16 protein-coding genes, 1 pseudogene and 1 other annotated feature are annotated in these 17,373 nt (G+C 39.9%); of the genes and pseudogenes, 5 read left to right on the plus strand and 12 right to left on the minus strand.

Annotated features, from left to right (window positions below):
• Positions 1-230 precede the first annotated feature (230 nt).
• The 9 genes from I588_RS28055 to infC form a co-directional block, all read right to left on the minus strand.
• Entirely contained in the window at positions 231-2,789 is a 2,559-nt protein-coding gene (locus tag I588_RS28055; RefSeq protein WP_010755114.1) for a LuxR C-terminal-related transcriptional regulator, read from the minus strand.
• 45 nt (positions 2,790-2,834) lie between these two features.
• Entirely contained in the window at positions 2,835-3,797 is a 963-nt protein-coding gene (locus tag I588_RS10170) for an ABC transporter permease (protein ID WP_034692289.1), read from the minus strand.
• Complete coding sequence (locus I588_RS10175; protein WP_010755112.1) at positions 3,794-4,534, minus strand: ABC transporter permease; 741 nt, start codon at positions 4,532-4,534, stop codon at positions 3,794-3,796. The genes I588_RS10170 and I588_RS10175 overlap by 4 nt, the downstream gene beginning before the upstream one ends.
• A gap of 13 nt (positions 4,535-4,547) precedes the next feature.
• Positions 4,548-5,483: an ABC transporter ATP-binding protein gene (locus tag I588_RS10180; RefSeq protein WP_010755111.1), complete on the minus strand. Its 936-nt coding sequence runs from the start codon at positions 5,481-5,483 to the stop codon at positions 4,548-4,550.
• Between the two features lie 191 nt (positions 5,484-5,674).
• Positions 5,675-6,745: a hypothetical protein gene (locus I588_RS10185; RefSeq protein ID WP_010755110.1), complete on the minus strand. Its 1,071-nt coding sequence runs from the start codon at positions 6,743-6,745 to the stop codon at positions 5,675-5,677.
• A gap of 1 nt (position 6,746) precedes the next feature.
• Positions 6,747-7,379: a hypothetical protein gene (locus tag I588_RS10190; protein ID WP_010755109.1), complete on the minus strand. Its 633-nt coding sequence runs from the start codon at positions 7,377-7,379 to the stop codon at positions 6,747-6,749.
• Between the two features lie 598 nt (positions 7,380-7,977).
• On the minus strand, positions 7,978-8,337 hold the full coding sequence (rplT, locus tag I588_RS10195) for a 50S ribosomal protein L20 (RefSeq protein WP_010755108.1): 360 nt from the start codon (positions 8,335-8,337) through the stop codon (positions 7,978-7,980).
• A gap of 68 nt (positions 8,338-8,405) precedes the next feature.
• Positions 8,406-8,606, minus strand: coding sequence for a 50S ribosomal protein L35 (gene rpmI, locus I588_RS10200; RefSeq protein ID WP_010755107.1), 201 nt, complete (start codon positions 8,604-8,606; stop codon positions 8,406-8,408).
• Positions 8,607-8,697: 91 nt separating this feature from the next.
• A complete protein-coding gene (gene infC / locus I588_RS10205) occupies positions 8,698-9,222 on the minus strand; it encodes a translation initiation factor IF-3 (RefSeq protein WP_010755106.1) in 525 nt (174 codons plus the stop codon).
• A 38-nt stretch (positions 9,223-9,260) separates the two neighbouring features.
• Positions 9,261-9,391 (minus strand) — a sequence feature (ribosomal protein L20 leader region).
• Positions 9,392-9,578: 187 nt separating this feature from the next.
• On the opposite strand from infC, the gene I588_RS10210 reads away from it, so the two are divergent.
• Positions 9,579-10,634 (plus strand): FUSC family protein, encoded by a 1,056-nt coding sequence (locus I588_RS10210; protein ID WP_010755105.1) that lies wholly within the window; start codon positions 9,579-9,581, stop codon positions 10,632-10,634.
• A 17-nt stretch (positions 10,635-10,651) separates the two neighbouring features.
• Here the strand turns inward: I588_RS10210 and I588_RS10215 are convergent.
• A pseudogene (locus tag I588_RS10215) lies at positions 10,652-11,556 on the minus strand (magnesium transporter CorA family protein).
• Positions 11,557-11,664: 108 nt separating this feature from the next.
• On the minus strand, positions 11,665-12,321 hold the full coding sequence (locus tag I588_RS10220; protein WP_071879621.1) for a deoxynucleoside kinase: 657 nt from the start codon (positions 12,319-12,321) through the stop codon (positions 11,665-11,667).
• Positions 12,322-12,577: 256 nt separating this feature from the next.
• Between I588_RS10220 and mvk the strand changes: the two genes are divergently transcribed.
• The 4 genes from mvk to fni are packed head-to-tail and all read left to right on the plus strand — an operon-like array spanning position 12,578 to position 16,625.
• Positions 12,578-13,522 (plus strand): mevalonate kinase, encoded by a 945-nt coding sequence (gene mvk / locus I588_RS10225; RefSeq protein WP_010755101.1) that lies wholly within the window; start codon positions 12,578-12,580, stop codon positions 13,520-13,522.
• Positions 13,515-14,507 (plus strand): diphosphomevalonate decarboxylase, encoded by a 993-nt coding sequence (gene mvaD, locus I588_RS10230; RefSeq protein WP_034692286.1) that lies wholly within the window; start codon positions 13,515-13,517, stop codon positions 14,505-14,507. Before mvk ends, mvaD begins: the two co-directional genes overlap by 8 nt.
• Positions 14,504-15,592: a phosphomevalonate kinase gene (locus I588_RS10235; RefSeq protein WP_010755099.1), complete on the plus strand. Its 1,089-nt coding sequence runs from the start codon at positions 14,504-14,506 to the stop codon at positions 15,590-15,592. Before mvaD ends, I588_RS10235 begins: the two co-directional genes overlap by 4 nt.
• Positions 15,582-16,625 carry a type 2 isopentenyl-diphosphate Delta-isomerase gene (gene fni / locus I588_RS10240; RefSeq protein ID WP_010755098.1) on the plus strand — a complete coding sequence of 348 codons (1,044 nt, stop codon included), beginning with the start codon at positions 15,582-15,584 and terminating at the stop codon, positions 16,623-16,625. Before I588_RS10235 ends, fni begins: the two co-directional genes overlap by 11 nt.
• 50 nt (positions 16,626-16,675) lie before the next feature.
• On the opposite strand, the gene I588_RS10245 is transcribed toward fni, so the two are convergent.
• Entirely contained in the window at positions 16,676-17,368 is a 693-nt protein-coding gene (locus I588_RS10245) for an aspartate/glutamate racemase family protein (protein ID WP_010755097.1), read from the minus strand.
• Positions 17,369-17,373: the final 5 nt, after the last annotated feature.

Consider the following 17,373-nt stretch of genomic DNA (forward strand, 5'->3'; position numbering starts at 1 on the left):
AACCGAAACGTTTCGGTACGTTTAGTGCATAATCTGAGTTCTGCCTGCATGACCAGTCACATAACTCTAAAAATGACTACGATGTCATTCTTAGTTCTTTTTCTTTCTTACAAAATGATAATAGCACCTTAAATTTTAGGTGTCAACGCTTTCTTGATCGTTTTTCCCCTTAGCATATTGAAATCCAATTAAAATCCTTGTAAAAAAAGCAGGACTAACTATTGAAAAAGTTAGTCCAAAAGCTTCAAATGGCGCGCTTTTTCAACTGCCATGACTCGCGAGCTGACTGCGAGTTTACGGTAAATGTTTAAAATATGGGTTTTGGTAGTAGCCATTGAAATGAATAGCTGAGCTGATATTTCTTTATTAGTCAACCCCTTGGCTAATTCCTTCAGCACCTCCAACTCCCGTTTACTTAAGAGAGCCTTCTCTTCTGAACAGATTAAGCTTTTCACCTTTTGATGAAACTGCAATTCATCCGGTTCAAAATTTTCACAAATACGATCACCCAGTTGCTGAAAAAGAAGCACCAGTTCTCTTCTATATAAAAAGAACTCGCTTAAAATTTGATATTCTTTTCCATAATGAACCGCTTCATGGTACAGATCACAAAGACTTCGTTCTTCACTATTTTCCAGCTGCATCAGAATATCCATTTTTAGTAAATCAGCGCCGATAATCCGTAAATAGATTCTTTCTCGGCGACTGATTTCTAAGACCTGATCAATCATTTCTAATGCTTGATCTCGTTGCTTCTGCTCCAACAAAAGCATACTGTAAAACAATTGATTGCTGAGAGAATGTTGATTGGTTTTAGCATACTCTTCCAGATACTGCTGCTGTTTTCCCTCGGACAATTGGTGACTTTTAAGCATATAACGGAATAATCCAGCTTTCATGCGCAAGTTTTGGTAGTAATCTGTCAGCTCCATTTGTTGAACAGCAGCCAAAGCCTCCTCGTCCTCACCTTTCAAATATAATAATTCAGCATAATTATAGAGATAGGAAGCCCGCATGTGCGGATGCTGCTGCTGAGCGAGCATTTGAAGGGCCTCTTCTGCTGAAGACAGCTCCATTTTTTTCAAATAGATTCCAGCAATGGTTAAATTGAAGCTTAAATGATAATTGCGCATAACTCTTTCGTCGGCACTAATATCTCCGATTTTCGCATAGGTCTTGTCCAATAAAATCAGGCCTTGTTGAAAATCACCAATTTCTTCATACACTTGAGCCAGAAAGGTTTCACAGAAATAATTGATGAAAGGATTTTTGCTGCTTCGATTCAACGTTAAACTTTCTTCTATTAAATAAACCGCCTGACGAAAATCATTCCGATAGTAAGAAATCACTGCATTTTTTAAAAGCAAAAATGCTTTGGATACGTCATTCAAAGGTAAGGCATACAGCACCGGCAGCGAAAGAAGCGTATCTTCTACCTCCGTCAAATTAATCCCTAAAAGCATCCGCAACCCCTCAAATGTATGAGCTTCATACATGGCTGGAAAAGAGTCCTCCAATGCATTAATTAACCGCTCCAGCCTATCATAGTCTAGAACTGTGTAGTAATAGAATATCTTTTGGAACGCAAAATCAATATTGGTGATTGCCGCTTCATCGGGTACCTGTTGGATGTAAAAGGAAGTTCGTAGATTTTGCGGTCTTTCCAACAATAATTCCATAATTTTCTGATACTCTTCCACTTCAAATAAAAGCTTTACTCCTTCATCGAAGTATCCCTTTTGCAGAAACATATCCGTAGCCTGCCTTTTCTGAGCAATGACTTCATTCGGCGCCTGCTTCAAAAAAGATTCAATTAATGCATCTCGCAATAATGGATGATACACATAACTATCATCGGTACCCTCTAAGGTTGTAATCATCAGATGCTGCTCCTGTAAGCTTTCCAGCATTTCCTTATAAATTATCTTCGGAAACAGCGTGTAGCTTAATTCAGGAAATACAAATGGATAATAGGCCGTCCGAATCAAATAGTCTCGCTCTATCTCAGGGAGATTATCTAAAATTTCCTTTGCCAAATAATCAAAAACAATTTTTTGTTCTGAAGGCTCCCTTTTATCTACTGAAGAAAAATTACTGGAAAGCAGCAGCAGCTGTAAGCCCCCCAGCCAACCACGAGCTTTCTCGATTAGTTCATCTTGAAGCCCCGGTGATAAACGCTCACCGCTAACTTCCCCAATAAATTCCTTAGCCTCCGTTGGCGTAATCAAGAAATCTTCTTCATGAATATAGAGTAGCTCGTTTTCCATCAACAGCTGTCCTAAATAAATCGACGGCTTGCTGCGGGTGAGTAAAATTAAATGCAGGTGGTCTGGCAGAGCGGCCACAAATGAATCCATTGACGCCACCAAACAAGGATCGCTAATATGATGAAAATCGTCTACGATTAAATAGATATCCTGATCAGGCAGCAGCTCCAACAAGTATAAACCAAACTCTGCGATCTGGTTTTCCTGCATCCCCTGCTGAAAATACTCGTATGCGGCTGCCTTATTTGCACCCAAAAAATCAGACAGACTTTCTAAAACATAGCTCCAAAATACAGTAAGCTGATTACTGTCTTCTGCCAAACTCAACCAACGCCATTGTTGATTGGGCAATCCTTCTAAGGCCTGACGCAGAACAGAGGTTTTCCCATGCCCCGCGCCTGCTTCAAGAACGGTTATTTTCTTTTTAAATCCCTTTTGAATCTTGGCGACCAATGGTTTTCGAGGGATTCGGCTGCTTTTCAATTTTGGTGGTGTCATGCGGCTATTGGCTAAAATTTCCACAAACCAATCCCTCCCCTTATTTTTATCCAGTATAGCAGTTTTTTCTTATTGTAAATATTGCTTTTGATTTTTCTTAATCGCGATGAGCAGAAATATTCCACTTAGCACAACTAAGAAAATAATTTTCAAGCTATTTTCCTGATAGCTTTGTCCCTTGCTGATCGCTTCTGTCAGCTGCAGAAATTGTTTTTGCGGCAAATAATGGGTTAAGCTTTTCCACCAGCCAGTGTCATCCGCCAAAGAGAAAAAGCTGCCTGAAACAAGCGAGGTAATGACAATAAGCATTGATCCAATCATATTTGCCTGATCTCCATCCTTAAAGAAGGAAGCATTACACAAGGCAAAGCTAACACCAATTAAACAAAGCAACGCCAGCAAACAAGCATAATTTCCTAACGACATCCCCAGGTCAACCTGGAATACCTGATTAACCGTCGCAAAAATAATGAAGGTTGGTATAAAAAGTAAGCCAAATAGAAAAATGAAATAAGATAAAAAGAGTTTTCCTTGAGAAAGACCGCTGCAAATCATTCGTTCCATTAAATGCTTTTCCTTATCCTCACTAAACAAAAAGGTATTGGTAATCCCCGCCATCAGCAGAAACATCAGCACGTATCCTAGAATTCGCTGTGCCTTATTCATCTGAGCAGCCGTTTGAACAGCCTCCCCAGATTTCCCTGCCAAAAAAGCCGCTAATTGCTTTTTAAAATCATTATTTTTGAAGGTAGTGATTTGTGGTGCTCCTTGAGAGAAGTCTACCACTGCATCATAGGTTCCTAATGCCAGCTCCGATCTTGCTGGTTGTTTTTCTAAAGAGGTGATTTCCAAGGAACTATCCTCAAGCTGGATTGTTGGATTGCCCACTACCGCAATTTTTAAAGAAGAGGATGTTCGATCACTTAAAAACAAGGCGACTCCTAAAGCAGCTACAATTAAACTACTCATAATAATAAGCCGCATCTTTTTATTCCAAGCTCGTATTAAATGGTTTCTCAATAGCTCCATCATACATATGCCTCCCCTTTAAAAAGCAATTGCGACAATAGACTGAATACTAATGCAACCAGCAGGGAACCAATGAAAGCCAGCAGAAAATATTGACTATGGTTATCATAAATCAATTCAAAAGCAGCCTGAATAACTTTTGACAACGGCATCCATTGGCTTACCTTACTAAATGCCGGACCCATCGCTGCCGCCGGGAATAATAACCCCGCAGTAATTGCTACAATGCTGGTTAAAACACTTAAAATCTGATTGGCAACTCCTTCGCTTTTGAACAAACAGCACATGAAGACACCAAAGCTGCTGCTAGCTAAATTTATCCCAACAAACAACAGCCATAGCTGAAAAAGAGCAGCGCCGTAGTTGATTGAGAACAATACACTCACTAAAACAGCAACAAATGAATAAATGATCAGCGTATAAAGAAACGTAGCGATTGTTTTTGAGAAAGGAATTTTCCATTCACAATTTGGGGCGTAAATTCCTCGTAGATTAGCCTTTTTTATCCGTTCCTCCATAAAGCTATTGGCTGCAAAGGTTCCCGAATATAAGGCTGAATAAAACATGAGGGTAACTCCGTAATAATCATAGCTGGTAAAGCTGTCACTATACATTCCCTGCGTCATAAAGCTGACGATTGTTATCAGCAAGAAAGGAAACATTAGACAAAAGAACAGCCAAGTGGGATTAAACAGCAGGTTCAAAAAATCCCGTTGGATCATTTTAATTAATTGATACATCGTATTTCAGCTCCTAATCTCTCAATGAACGGCCCGTCAAATCCAAAAAGACCGTTTCAAGATTGTCTGTTTGAATCGCAATATTTTGAATCTTTTCCTTACGCCGAACTAAATAATCAATAATCCGATCAAGATTCTCAATCCCTTTAATTGCCGTAAGCATCAGCGTTTTATGGGAAAATTCCACTGTTTTTACTCCTTCGATTTGATAAAAATCATCAAAGCTATCGGAATGTGGCGCCTCCAACTCGATCAAAATCTTGCGCTCCTTATTTTTTTCCTTAAGGGCCTCTTTGGTTCCTTCGGCAATGATTTCCCCATGATCCATAATGATAATTCTGGTTGAAATCTCTTCAACCTCCTCCATATAATGGGTAGTGTAAAGAATCGTCATTCCGGTTGCCTGCATCTCACGAATGGACTGCAGGATATGGTTCCGAGACTGAGGATCAATTCCTACTGTAGGTTCATCCATGATCAGAAGCTTAGGCCGATGAGCAATTGCACAAGCAATGTTTAGTCGCCGTTTCATTCCTCCAGAAAAAGTCCGGGCCTTTTCCTTTCGATGCTCCAATAGCCCTACCGACCGCAAAGCAAATGCTACCCCTTCTGATAAATCAGCTCCTCGTAATCCATACAACGAAGCAAAAAAACGAACATTTTGCTCGGCACTCAAATCTTCATAAATAGCTAGATCTTGCGGAACAATCCCCAACTGCTTCTTGAATGTCGGTAATTTCTTGACAACTACTTGGCCTTCATAGCGAATTTCTCCACTATCAAAGCTTAATGCCCCACACAAAATATTGATTGTCGTACTTTTAGCTGCACCGTTCGGCCCTAAAAAACATAATATTTCCCCTTCGTAAATCGTGAAACTAATGCCATGCAAAACTTTTTTCTTCTCATATGATTTAACTAGTTGTTTGACTTCAATTAATGGCTGCATCTGAACTTCCTCCTTTGATAGTTCAAGCTTACAAAAAAGCAGGGATGAAAAAAATCAACCATGTGGTTGATTTTTGTTGAGAAGGAAAAAACTAAGCACTCATAGTGAATCAAATACCGATAAAAATGAACAAAAAAATCCCTGCTCAAGCGAGCAGGGATGAAAGTTTAGAAAAACTATTTTGCTACTATTCATATTTCTTGATAATAAGGTATTTCAATGGTTCCATCTAATAATTTTTGGATAATCTCATTATTTAACATAGCTGCAAAAATCTTCACAGATCTCTCATCCACATACATCTTTTTTTGTATTGGGTCAATTCGAGGTATTTCATCTAGTGTGAACAAGTTATCCGTTTGCGTATCAATTACATATTCTTTTAAATCTTCAATAACTTCTTCTAATCTACTTAAACTTATTTTTTGGATTGTCTTTGTAGCTCTTCCAGAGAAAGACGCATAAGTCTTTTTTAGATTAATATTATCACTAGAAATAACTTCAGTTATGACATTCATTAAACGATCATTACCAAGGTCATCTTCGAAAACCACATCAGCATGTTGATTTGTTATCTTGAATTTTTTCTCATCTATGTCACAAACAAATCTACGAATTTTCTTTTCCGCATAGTCATCTATTAAACTAGTTACACTGAATAACTTATCTAGTTCAATAGCTCTGTACACTTTTAATCCAATTTTCCCCTCAAAATTTTCAATGCTACAAATGAAGTCTTTCTCAGGTAAAATGAAAACATCTCTTTTTTCGAGGATACCAATTTCAGTAACATCCATTTCTTTGTCTTTTTTCTTTTTTTTACCGAACAATATCGTTTTATCTTTCATAAGCATACTGTTTTTAAACAAACTTACATATAGACACTCTTTTTCCTTATTATCGTTACTTTCAATTAATCTATAGATAATCACATTGGGTTCGAATAGTTTTTGTTCTTCAAATAACTCATCTAAGGAATTTAACCAATTGTCGTCATCATCAGAATTGATTATTTGTTTGTAAAAGTCTCTCAAAAAGAATAAATAATTATCGACCTCTAACTCTTCTATCCTAAACCTGGTAGACGTTGAGAATATATTTTCTCCTAAAGAATCAAAGCTAGGTAATCTTTTTTGACTAGGTATTTTTATTTCCTTAGATAGTTTAGCTAAATCCTTATTTTCGATATACAACTTTTTAATCTGAATCTTCTCAACACTTTTAAATTCAACTAGATAAACTCCACATATATCAATTTCCATTTTATTCTCCTTCAGTAATAATTCCTACTTCACTATTTTTATTTGATTTTCCAAAATAGACGAATTGACGACTCTCATTTATCATCTCTGATATTTTATATGTTTTGACAAAAAGATAGATTTCTTTATTACTTTCTTTATCAATTCCATTTATGACAGAATATCTAATTAATTGGAGACTCAAATTAGGGAAATATTCACTAGAGTTCGAATAAAAAAAGTAAATTAAAATTTGTAAAATTAACATTGAGCAAAATCCTGTTATTGGACTGTCTTCTATTGATATAGTCGTCATTACTGGTACCAAAACACTTAATAAGAATTCTCGCATTCCAATATTATAATTTCTTGTTATGTAAGCACTTCTGGATTTTTCGCCTCTGCTTTTAGAATTTTCCAAAATATTTTCTAAAGAACTTTTTATTCCTAGCAAGCATATGAAAGACATGGTCAATAATACAACAGTCAAAAAAAAGACTACCTTCGTACTTGTAATGTGATAACTAATCGGTAAAATTTCCCCGCTGACTTCAAAATGTTTTATAATAAGTATAAGTAGTAGAAAGATATAAGTAGGTAAGAAAGAAGATATAAAATAATTAATTCTAAAGCTTCTTTTCGAACTATTAAACATCTATTTTCCTCCTACTTCATTCTTGTTGAATTGCCAACCCGAAAAAAGCGTGGTCCCCTATTCTAATTCAATCATTCCTGTTTATTTTACAATATTACAAGTGTTTTTACTAGAGTGTTCATGAAGTCTAATCTTTTATAATTGTTTATCCAACATCATAAAATGGTACATATCAAAAACATCAATGTCATGAAGTCACTGCTCTTTTTTCAGCTGAAAGTTTTTAGCTAATGACTAGGTAGTAGATAGTAGCCTATGAACCAAAACTATCATTTCCCATATTAATACTTCAGATTTTCATGACGATCGAAAATAATTAAACTATTTATCCATTTCAAACACTGTAAATATAAATGATTTTTATCCAATATCTTGGTAAAAAGATATGATGATTATATCTTCAAATTGTATGTATTGGTTCACTTTGCTTCCCTCAATAAAAAAGTTCTTGGATTTTATTTATGAAACTATCGTCTAAGCAGCATTATTTTACTTTTACACAACCCTAGAATTTTTCTGGAGATGCCACATAATAATAGAGGATTCCTGATAACAAAAAACCCCTGCTCAAGCGAGCAGGGATGAAAGTTTAGAAAAACTATTTTGCTAATGATTCTTTTGCTTGGTCAGCAAGCGCAGTGAAAGCAGATGCATCATGTACAGCTAGGTCAGCCAACATTTTGCGGTTGATTTCGATGCCAGCTAATTTTAAGCCATGCATTAATTTTGAGTAGCTTAAGCCGTTCATACGAGCTGCAGCGTTGATACGTGCAATCCACAATTTGCGGAAGTCGCGTTTTTTCTGACGACGATCGCGGTATGCGTAGTTGTATGAATTCATTACTTGTTCTTTAGCTGTTTTAAATAGTGTGTGTTTAGAACCGTAGTAACCTTTAGCTAATTTTAGTGTCTTTTTACGACGTTTACGAGTTACTGTTCCACCTTTAACACGTGCCATGTTTAATTCCTCCTAAATGTTTCCGTTGAATTTTAAAATTAAATGTTTGTAAAGCTTAGGTGCTGCAATTATTTCATGCGAGCTAGTTGTTGACGAATACGTTTGTAATCGCCAGCTGACACCATACGTGCTTTACGCAATTGACGACGTTGTTTTTTAGTTTTGCCGTGGAAACGGTGACTTGTAAAGGCACGGAAGCGTTTAAGACCGCCACCACCAGTACGTTTTACGCGTTTTGCTAATCCGCGGTGTGTTTTTTGTTTTGGCATAATAATTTCCTCCTACATTTCATTTCGCATACCGTTCAACTACAAGAAATGTAAAAGTTGAACAAGCATCCTCAAAATATTTTGCTGACTATTAGTCTTTCTTCTCTTTCGGTGCAAGCACTAAGAACATGCTGCGTCCGTCCATCTTCGGTTTTTGTTCGACTGTCGCAATGTCTTCTGTTTCAGTAGCCAAGCGCATAAGAACTTTCTGACCAATCTCTTTGTGGGTAATGGCACGGCCCTTGAAACGGATAGAAGCTTTCACTTTATCGCCTTTTTCTAGGAATTTACGTGCATTACGAAGTTTTGTATTAAAGTCATTCACGTCGATTGTTGGACTTAAACGAACTTCTTTGATGTTAATCACTTTTTGTTTCTTACGAGCTTCACGATTTTTCTTTTGCATCTCAAAACGATACTTGCCGTGGTCCATAATTTTCGCTACTGGCGGTTTTGCGCCGGGAGCTACTAGAACAACATCAAGGTTTGCTTGTTCAGCGATTCTTAATGCTTCTGCTTTAGACTTCACACCTAATTGTTCGCCATCTTGTCCGATCAATCGTACTTCGTGAGCACGAATGCCGTCGTTAACCATCATATCCTTTGCTATGGTCATTCACCTCCAAAATTTTTGAGAGAAAATAAAAGCCGCATTCGGCACAAAAAAAACGAGTTCATACTGAACCCGCAACTTAGCCATACTCATCCCTACAGACGAGTCATTAACTATCTAGCCCAGCGAGATGTTCGCGTAAGGCGAGAAGCGGGTGCTTCTGCTTTCATTTCTCAACTTTTATAGTATACAGGTTTTTGCTCTTTGCGTCAACCCTTTTATTCCTTAATTTTCCTTTTTTCAGAAAAGAACGGTTGTTTTTCTTTACATTTATGTGCTAAGCTTAAAGAGAAGCTTTCAGCTCTCTAAAAGAAACGCTCCTTAATAAGTGCATACTATATAAGGAAAGAAGTGATCAAATGGAACGTTCTTTTTTTCGCGAATTAATTCATTATAATCAACCCAAGGATTCCTATATTCGACTGATCGGTGCCGGTCTTTGTATGATCAGTGTCCTCTTTACCGGCTATTTTACTCACCAGCTAGCCATCGCCAGCTTCGGTTCTCTAGGTATTTTCACCTTTTTGTATTATCAGCCTTTACCATTGAAACAACTCGTTCTTCGCTTAAGCCTGATTGGGCTATTTTTAACCGCCGGCAATTTTTTCGGCATGCTTTCCACCCATTGGCACTGGACCGCACCATTATTTGTTGCCTTGATTGGTCTAATTGGCCGCTTCTTTTTCCGTTTGTACGATATTGCTAAACCAGGTGCCTTTTTCATTGTCATGGTGTCAGCCATGGGGGCCAGCACTCAAATCCCTTTACATAAAATTCCTGTAATGAGCAGTTACTTCTTGATTGGTGTCTGCTTTGCGGTACTGTTTGGCTGTTTGTTGCATTTCTTTGACAAACGAGCACCACAGCTTGAAGCAAAAAGAAGCTTAAAGGAACGGCTGAATGATGATCCAGCTGTATTGATTGATAGCTTGTTTTATAGTTCGGTCCTGTTCTTTGCTGTTTATTTAAGTATGGGGCTGCAGCTGAAGAATCCTTACTGGTTAGTGGTTTCTTGTGCCTCTATTTTGCAGGGAGACAATTTGCGGGCGATGCTGCATCGCAATATTCAACGGATTTTCGGCACACTGGTAGGCTTAGTAATTGCGGCCGGATTATTGAATCTTCCTTTGACAGTGTTTGAAACGTTGCTAGTGATTACGGCTTTGTTTGTAACCGTAGAATTTTTCGTTAAACGTAATTATGCGATTGCTCAATTCTTTACCACACCAATGGCCTTGATGCTTTCCATGCTGGTACGTCAGCAATACCTATATTCCTTGATCCAGTATCGCTTCTTAGGAATTGTCCTTGGCAGCTTGCTGGGATTGGCAGCTGCCTGGGTTATGACCACCGGCCTTAAATTTTACAATCAGAAGTTCAACCTTCATGAAAACTTCGACAAAGAAACCGAGTAGCTGCCTACTCGTTTTTTTTATCGTATCCTCCGCCACAAAACCACAATTAACCAAACAGATAAACCTAAGCTGATAAACAGCGAAATAATCCAGCCGATTTCTGAATGCTCAAATGGCAAGGGCATATTCATGCCAAAGAAACCAGTGACAATCGTGGGAATCGTCAGAAGCAACGACCAGATTGTCAGAATCTTCATCGTGTCATTCAAGTTATTGTTCAGCAAATTATTGTAGGTGCCGGAAAGCTGATCCAGGATTTCACTGGCTAATTTCGTCATTTCCACTGCCTGCTTGGCTTCGATTAAAGCATCATCTAATTCTTCTTTTTCTTTATCCGTGAAGTTTGGAAAGAGTCCCTGGGCTTTAATTTGCTCCAGCAGCACAACATTTTGCTTGGTTGCCGTTACTAAATAAACCAGTCCAATCTCCAAATCGGAAAGCTCCAGCAAATTTTTGTTCGTGGTTTTTTCCGCAGCTTGGTGTTTAAACGAATCCGTTGGCTATTGACCTCTTCGATATTTGGAAAATAATAATCCGAAATCAAAAAAAGTGTGTGAAAAAGCAGGCTGGCTGTACTTTGCTGTGGATCACGCTTTAGCACATTCTCCATTAAGCCTACGACATAATCAGTTTTATCCGAAATAAATGAAAAGATATGGTGATCCTTCATAATGAAAGCCATTGGACTCGTTTCATAATGATTATCGGTCTTTTCTAAATGCGCCACATTGAAAATAACCAGTAAAGCTTGATCAAGGGGATCATACTCTACTCGTGCTCGCTCGTTTTTATCCAGAGAATAGGTCAGCATTTCGTCGCTAATGTGATGCGTGTCTCTTAACTTCTCTATTTCCTTGGTATCCTTGGAATCAATAATAATCCAAGAACACAATCCTTGATTAAATGTACGGTGCGTCTCCATGCATTCTCCTCCTCATCGTTTCCATTATATCGGTTCCCCAGAGAGATTGCACAAAAAAATGCCCAAAAGAAACGGAGCACTCCAGCTTCTCTTGGACAATTTCTACTATTAGATAACTGAAATATTTTGTACTTCAGCAATTTTTTCATCAATCATTTGCAGGACGATATCGCGAGCCGCTGCATCTTCGACAAAGTTCAGCTTGTCGCCGTCGATTTGAATTTTCGGACTTTCATTGTAGTCCTCATACCATTGATCGTAACGGGTATTTAACTCTTTATAGTAATCATATAAGGTAGGATCAAAGCTCAATTGTTCGTACTCCCGACCGCGTTTTTCAATCCGGTCCAGCATCGTTTCAAAAGAAACCCGAATGTGAACCAACAAATCAGGATGCTTCTTATGCGCCGCATAAGGCAGCTCTTCCATCATATTGGCTAACAGCTCATCATAGACCTTTACCTCAGTATCAGTTGCCCGTCCAAGATCAGCGTTCAAGTGGAATAACAAAGAATCCTCATAGATCGAACGATCCAATACATTGTTGTCATCCTGCATCGCTTGCTTGATGCTGTCAAACCGTTTGTTCAAAAAATAAATTTGCAATAAAAAGGCATACTGCTCTGGATTCGCATAAAATAATGGCAATACCTCATTGTCTTCAATTGATTCATAAAAAGCTTGGCTGCCTAGATGTTCTGACAACATCGCAGTCAAACTGGATTTTCCTGCTCCAATAGTACCTGCTAATACAATCACGCTCATTTACCTCCAACTCGTTTCATACAAAATGTGGTGTTTTTTCATTAACTTTAATAATATACCCCCAATATCTGGTATCGTCAATAAAAGAACCTTTGAAACATATAAGAATTTGCTTGTCAAGGAATGTTTAAAAAAAAGTTCAGTTTATAAAAGTTTTTAACGGATTCATTTACTTGTTTGTTTTCTCTGAGTAAAATAGAAGAGATTGAATACAGGAGTGAAACTTCTGCATCGGGCACAAAAAGGAGTTTTTTGAATGAAAAACATTGGCCTAGGACACGCCAGCGGAAAAATCATTTTAATGGGGGAACATGCGGTGGTTTATGGGGAACCCGCAATTGCTTTTCCCTTTTCTGGTACCGGCATTACAACTACTGTCCAATTTCATCAAGGAAACGAATCTTGGATTGAATCCAGCTTTTATCATGGTCCTTTGACAAAGGCCCCCCACTCTATGCGGAATGTGACGGTCTTATTATGGCAGCTGATTCGCCAATTTGCTATTCAGAAACCATTTTACGTAACAATTGAAAGTACGGTTCCAGCCGAACGTGGCATGGGATCAAGTGCAGCCGTGGCTGTCTCTATCACCAGAGCATTTTTCGACTGGCTGGAGCTGCCGGCAGATCAAGAAAATATATTATTTTTTGTTAATCAAGCTGAGAAAATTGCCCATGGAAATCCTAGCGGAATTGATGCGGCAACGATTAGCGGTACAGAGCCGTTGCTTTACCAAAAGGGCTTGGATTTTCAGCCCTTCCAGCTAAACATGGATGCCTTCTTAGTGGTGGCAGACACTGGACACAAGGGACAGACCCGTAAAGCTGTAAAAGATGTTGCTCATTTGATGGAGGTTGACCGCTTGGTAACCGGCAGCCGAATTCGTCAACTGGGACAGCTGACCAAACAAGCACAGCAAGCAATTTTGTCCAATCAGCCTGAGCTTTTGGGTGCTTATATGACTCGGGCACAGGAACATTTACAAGCATTAGGAACCAGCGATTATGCCTTGGACCACTTAATCGAAACTGCTTTAGCCAATCAAGCGTTGGGTGCGAAATTGACTGGCGGCGGTCGTGGCGGGTGTATGATTGCTTTAACAAAAAACGAAGAAAGCGGACGCCGCCTGCAGCAGATTTTACTCAGTGCCGGCGCACGCGATACGTGGATCGAAGGGTTAGGGGTATATGCACATGTATAAAGGTCACGCGCGAGCGTACACCAATATCGCGTTGATTAAATATTGGGGGAAGGCTGATCAGCAGCTGATTCTGCCCATGAACAATAGTTTGTCATTAACACTGGATGCTTTCTACACAGAAACCTCCGTCACCTTTTCCTCAGAATTCTCTGAGGATCAGTTTTATTTAGATCACCAATTACAGGATAAAAAAGCAACCGATAAGATTAGCCGTTTTCTCGATTTAATTAGAGAAAAAGCACAAAGTCAGCTATTTGCCAAAGTGGACAGTCAAAATTTTGTCCCGACAGCAGCTGGGCTGGCTTCTTCGGCGAGCGGTTTAGCAGCTTTGGCTGGTGCGGCTAGCGCGGCTTTAGGCTTATCTTTGGAAGAAAAAGAATTGTCTCGGTTAGCCCGACGTGGTTCAGGTTCAGCTTGCCGCAGTGTTTACGGCGGCTTTGCAGAATGGCAAAAAGGGGATTCCGATGAAACCTCTTATGCTGTACCGATTGTCTCCAACAGCTTTGAAGATGAGCTGAGTATGATCTTTGTGGTAGTCAACGACCAGCAAAAGGATGTTTCTAGTCGGGATGGGATGCAGCGAACGGTTGAAACCTCCGCATTTTACGATGGTTGGCTGGCTACCGTGCCTCAAGATTTAGCTAAAGCTCACACAGCAATCACTGATAAAGATTTCCAAGCATTAGGTGAAGTTACCGAAGCTAGTGCTCTGAAAATGCACGGCACTACTTTAGCTGCGGCACCGCCATTTACCTATTGGTCGGCTGAAAGCATGCGGGCCATGAATCTTGTCCGTCAGCTTCGCAATCAAGGCTTGTCCTGCTACTTCACGATGGATGCAGGACCAAATGTTAAAATTCTTGTACAGCGAAAAGACGAAGCGGCCTTACTAGGCAAGCTGCAGGAACATTTTTCAGCGGATCAATTGATCACTGCCCATGCTGGGCCTGGAATCAAAATAACGACAAAGGAAGTAGAAGCATGATTGAAGTTTCAGCTCCTGGTAAATTATATATCGCCGGCGAATATGCCGTAGTCGAGCCTGGTCATCCAGCTATTATCGTAGCCATCGACCAGTTTATCAACGTCTCCATTGAAGCTGCTAAAAAAAGCGGCAGTATTCAATCGGCTCAATACAGTGACCTGCCTATTCGGTGGACACGACGAAACAATGAACTAGTTTTAGATATCAGGGACAACCCTTTTCACTATATTTTGGCTGCCATTCATTTTACTGAGCGTTATGCGCAGGAAAAAGGCAAAGCACTGGCCTTTTTTAATTTAAAAGTAACCAGTGAGCTAGATAATTCCAACGGTCGCAAATACGGCTTAGGTTCTAGCGGTGCGGTAACCGTCGCTACGGTAAAAGCGCTAAATGCCTTTTACGATCTGCAGCTTTCTCAATTAGAGCTGTTCAAGTTAGCTACACTGGCCCATTTAAATGTGCAGGGCAATGGTTCCTGTGGAGATATTGCAGCCAGCTGTTATGGCGGTTGGTTGGCTTTTTCAACCTTTGATCATGATTGGCTGCTGGAAAAGCTGGAGCAGGAAAGCTTATCAACTATTATTGAAAGCGACTGGCCTAGTTTGCGAATCGAACCCTTGAAGGCACCGGAGGATTTGCGGCTGCTGATTGGTTGGACAGGCAGCCCAGCTTCTACTTCTGATTTGGTGGATCAGGTTCATCAATCAAGAGAAGAAAAAGCCGTGGCTTATGAACAGTTTTTAGCTGACAGCAAAGCCTGTGTGGACCAAATGATTGAAGGCTTTAAGCATGAAAATGTAGCTGAAATTCAAGCAATGATTCGCAAAAATCGCGAACTGCTTAATCAGTTAACTACGTTTAGTAATGTATCGATTGAAACACAACAGCTGAAGGTCTTAAACGACCTGGCGGAAAAATATTCTGGGGCAGCCAAATCATCTGGTGCTGGCGGCGGCGATTGCGGTATTGTCATCGTTGATAAAAAGGCTGGCATCCTTCCTTTGATGAGCTCATGGGAAAAGGCTGGCATTACCCCATTACCTTTACATGTCTACCATTTTACGGAGGAAATTAATGAATCGTAAAGATGAACACCTGTTACTGGCAAAAGCGCAACAGAGCCAGCCAAAAGAAAATGACTTCGATGCGGTATCTTTTGTCCATCAGTCAATGGTTTCGATTTCCGATGCTCAGATTGATTTAACCACTTCGATTAATGGACTCACTTTAGAAGTCCCTTTTTATATTAATGCTATGACCGGCGGCAGTGAAAAGACCAAAGTGTTTAATCAACAATTGGCCATGGTGGCAAAAGCAACTGGCCTAATGATGGCAACGGGTTCTGTCTCAGCTGCTTTGAAGGATCCATCGGTCGCTGACTCTTACACGGTTGTCCGCGATGAAAATCCACAAGGGCTAGTTCTTGCTAATATGGGTGCTGGCCGAAATGCCGAGGATGCACAAAAAATGATTGATCTGCTGCATGCGGATGGCTTGCAAATCCATTTGAATGTCCCTCAAGAATTGGTAATGCCTGAAGGTGAACACGATTTCGACTCGTGGGCAGCCAATATTCGCGAAACGATAGAGGCCGTTTCCGTTCCAGTCATCGTCAAAGAGGTCGGTTTTGGCATGGCTCAGGAAACGATTCAAAAGCTGTTAGAGCTTGGGGTTCAAGCAGTGGATGTTTCTGGCCGCGGGGGTACCAGCTTTACTCAGATTGAAAATTCTCGTCGTGAGCGTCGTGAGTTGTCTTATTTAGACAACTGGGGACAATCCACTGTCATTTCCCTGCTGGAGGCTCAGCCGTTTATGGATGAGCTGACTGTCTTGGCTTCAGGCGGTATCCGCAATGCCTTTGATATTTTTAAAGCGGTGAGCTTAGGAGCTAACGCGGTAGGTATTTCTGGTACTATCTTAAACACCGTCATGTCGGAGGGTGTAGATGCCACAATTGAGTTAGTAGAAGACTGGAAAGCTCAACTGCGTTTGCTTTACGCGTTAACAGGCAAAGCAACAACTAAAGATGTGCAAAAAAATCAGTTAATCATCACCGGAGCCCCCAAAGAATGGGCGGAATTGCGGGGGATTAACCTTTACAACTTAGCTGCACGCTAAAAAAGACGAGAGACTTCAGAATATTAGCTGAGTCTTTCGTCTTTATTTGTTTATTCTGCCAAAGCTTTCTTCACGGCAGCTGTACAATGAATTTCCGTGGTATCAAACAATGGAATGTCCACATCGGCTTGCTGGATCAACAAACCAATCTCCGTACATCCCAAAATAATCCCTTGAGCGCCTTCAGCCTTCAATTGATCAATCACTGCTAGGTATTGCTGCTTCGAAGCGGCATTAATCGTCCCTAAACACAGCTCATCAAAAATGACCGTATTCACTCGTTCAATTGCCTCTTCATCAGGAATCAACACTTCGATTCCCTGATCAATGATTCGTTCCTTGTAAAAGTCTTGGGTCATGGTATACTTCGTACCTAATAACCCCACCTTGGTAATTCCCTCCTGCTTCAGCTGATCAATCGTCGCATCTGCAATATGCAAAATAGGAATCGTTAGCTGCTGTTGAATCTGGGGCGCTACCTTGTGCATCGTGTTGGTACAAATTAACAGAAAGTCAGCTCCAGCTGCTTCTAATCCCTTAGCATAATCAGCTAAAATCTCGCCGCTCTTCTCCCACTCACCTTGCGCCTGACACGTTTCTATTTCTTGAAAATCCACACTGCCTAGGAGAATCTTGGCTGAATGCAAGCCACCCAGCTCGGATTGAATCCCTTGATTAATCAGAGTGTAATACGATACCGTACTTTCCCAACTCATACCGCCTAATAATCCAATTGTCTTCATTTTTC

Origin of the sequence: Enterococcus pallens ATCC BAA-351 (genome assembly GCF_000407485.1) — a bacterium.
Lineage (GTDB): Bacteria > Bacillota > Bacilli > Lactobacillales > Enterococcaceae > Enterococcus_A > Enterococcus_A pallens.

What these genes read in the sequence shown, in the direction of transcription:
- I588_RS10170 (WP_034692289.1), bottom strand. Translation starts at nt 3,797, where the DNA reads ATGATGGAGCTATTGAGAAACCATTTAATACGAGCTTGGAATAAAAAG.
- I588_RS10175 (WP_010755112.1), bottom strand. Translation starts at nt 4,534, where the DNA reads ATGTATCAATTAATTAAAATGATCCAACGGGATTTTTTGAACCTGCTG.
- I588_RS10180 (WP_010755111.1), bottom strand. Translation starts at nt 5,483, where the DNA reads ATGCAGCCATTAATTGAAGTCAAACAACTAGTTAAATCATATGAGAAG.
- I588_RS10185 (WP_010755110.1), bottom strand. Translation starts at nt 6,745, where the DNA reads ATGGAAATTGATATATGTGGAGTTTATCTAGTTGAATTTAAAAGTGTT.
- I588_RS10190 (WP_010755109.1), bottom strand. Translation starts at nt 7,379, where the DNA reads ATGTTTAATAGTTCGAAAAGAAGCTTTAGAATTAATTATTTTATATCT.
- rplT (WP_010755108.1), bottom strand. Translation starts at nt 8,337, where the DNA reads ATGGCACGTGTTAAAGGTGGAACAGTAACTCGTAAACGTCGTAAAAAG.
- rpmI (WP_010755107.1), bottom strand. Translation starts at nt 8,606, where the DNA reads ATGCCAAAACAAAAAACACACCGCGGATTAGCAAAACGCGTAAAACGT.
- infC (WP_010755106.1), bottom strand. Translation starts at nt 9,222, where the DNA reads ATGACCATAGCAAAGGATATGATGGTTAACGACGGCATTCGTGCTCAC.
- I588_RS10210 (WP_010755105.1), top strand. Translation starts at nt 9,579, where the DNA reads ATGGAACGTTCTTTTTTTCGCGAATTAATTCATTATAATCAACCCAAG.
- I588_RS10220 (WP_071879621.1), bottom strand. Translation starts at nt 12,321, where the DNA reads ATGAGCGTGATTGTATTAGCAGGTACTATTGGAGCAGGAAAATCCAGT.
- mvk (WP_010755101.1), top strand. Translation starts at nt 12,578, where the DNA reads ATGAAAAACATTGGCCTAGGACACGCCAGCGGAAAAATCATTTTAATG.
- mvaD (WP_034692286.1), top strand. Translation starts at nt 13,515, where the DNA reads ATGTATAAAGGTCACGCGCGAGCGTACACCAATATCGCGTTGATTAAA.
- I588_RS10235 (WP_010755099.1), top strand. Translation starts at nt 14,504, where the DNA reads ATGATTGAAGTTTCAGCTCCTGGTAAATTATATATCGCCGGCGAATAT.
- fni (WP_010755098.1), top strand. Translation starts at nt 15,582, where the DNA reads ATGAATCGTAAAGATGAACACCTGTTACTGGCAAAAGCGCAACAGAGC.
- I588_RS10245 (WP_010755097.1), bottom strand. Translation starts at nt 17,368, where the DNA reads ATGAAGACAATTGGATTATTAGGCGGTATGAGTTGGGAAAGTACGGTA.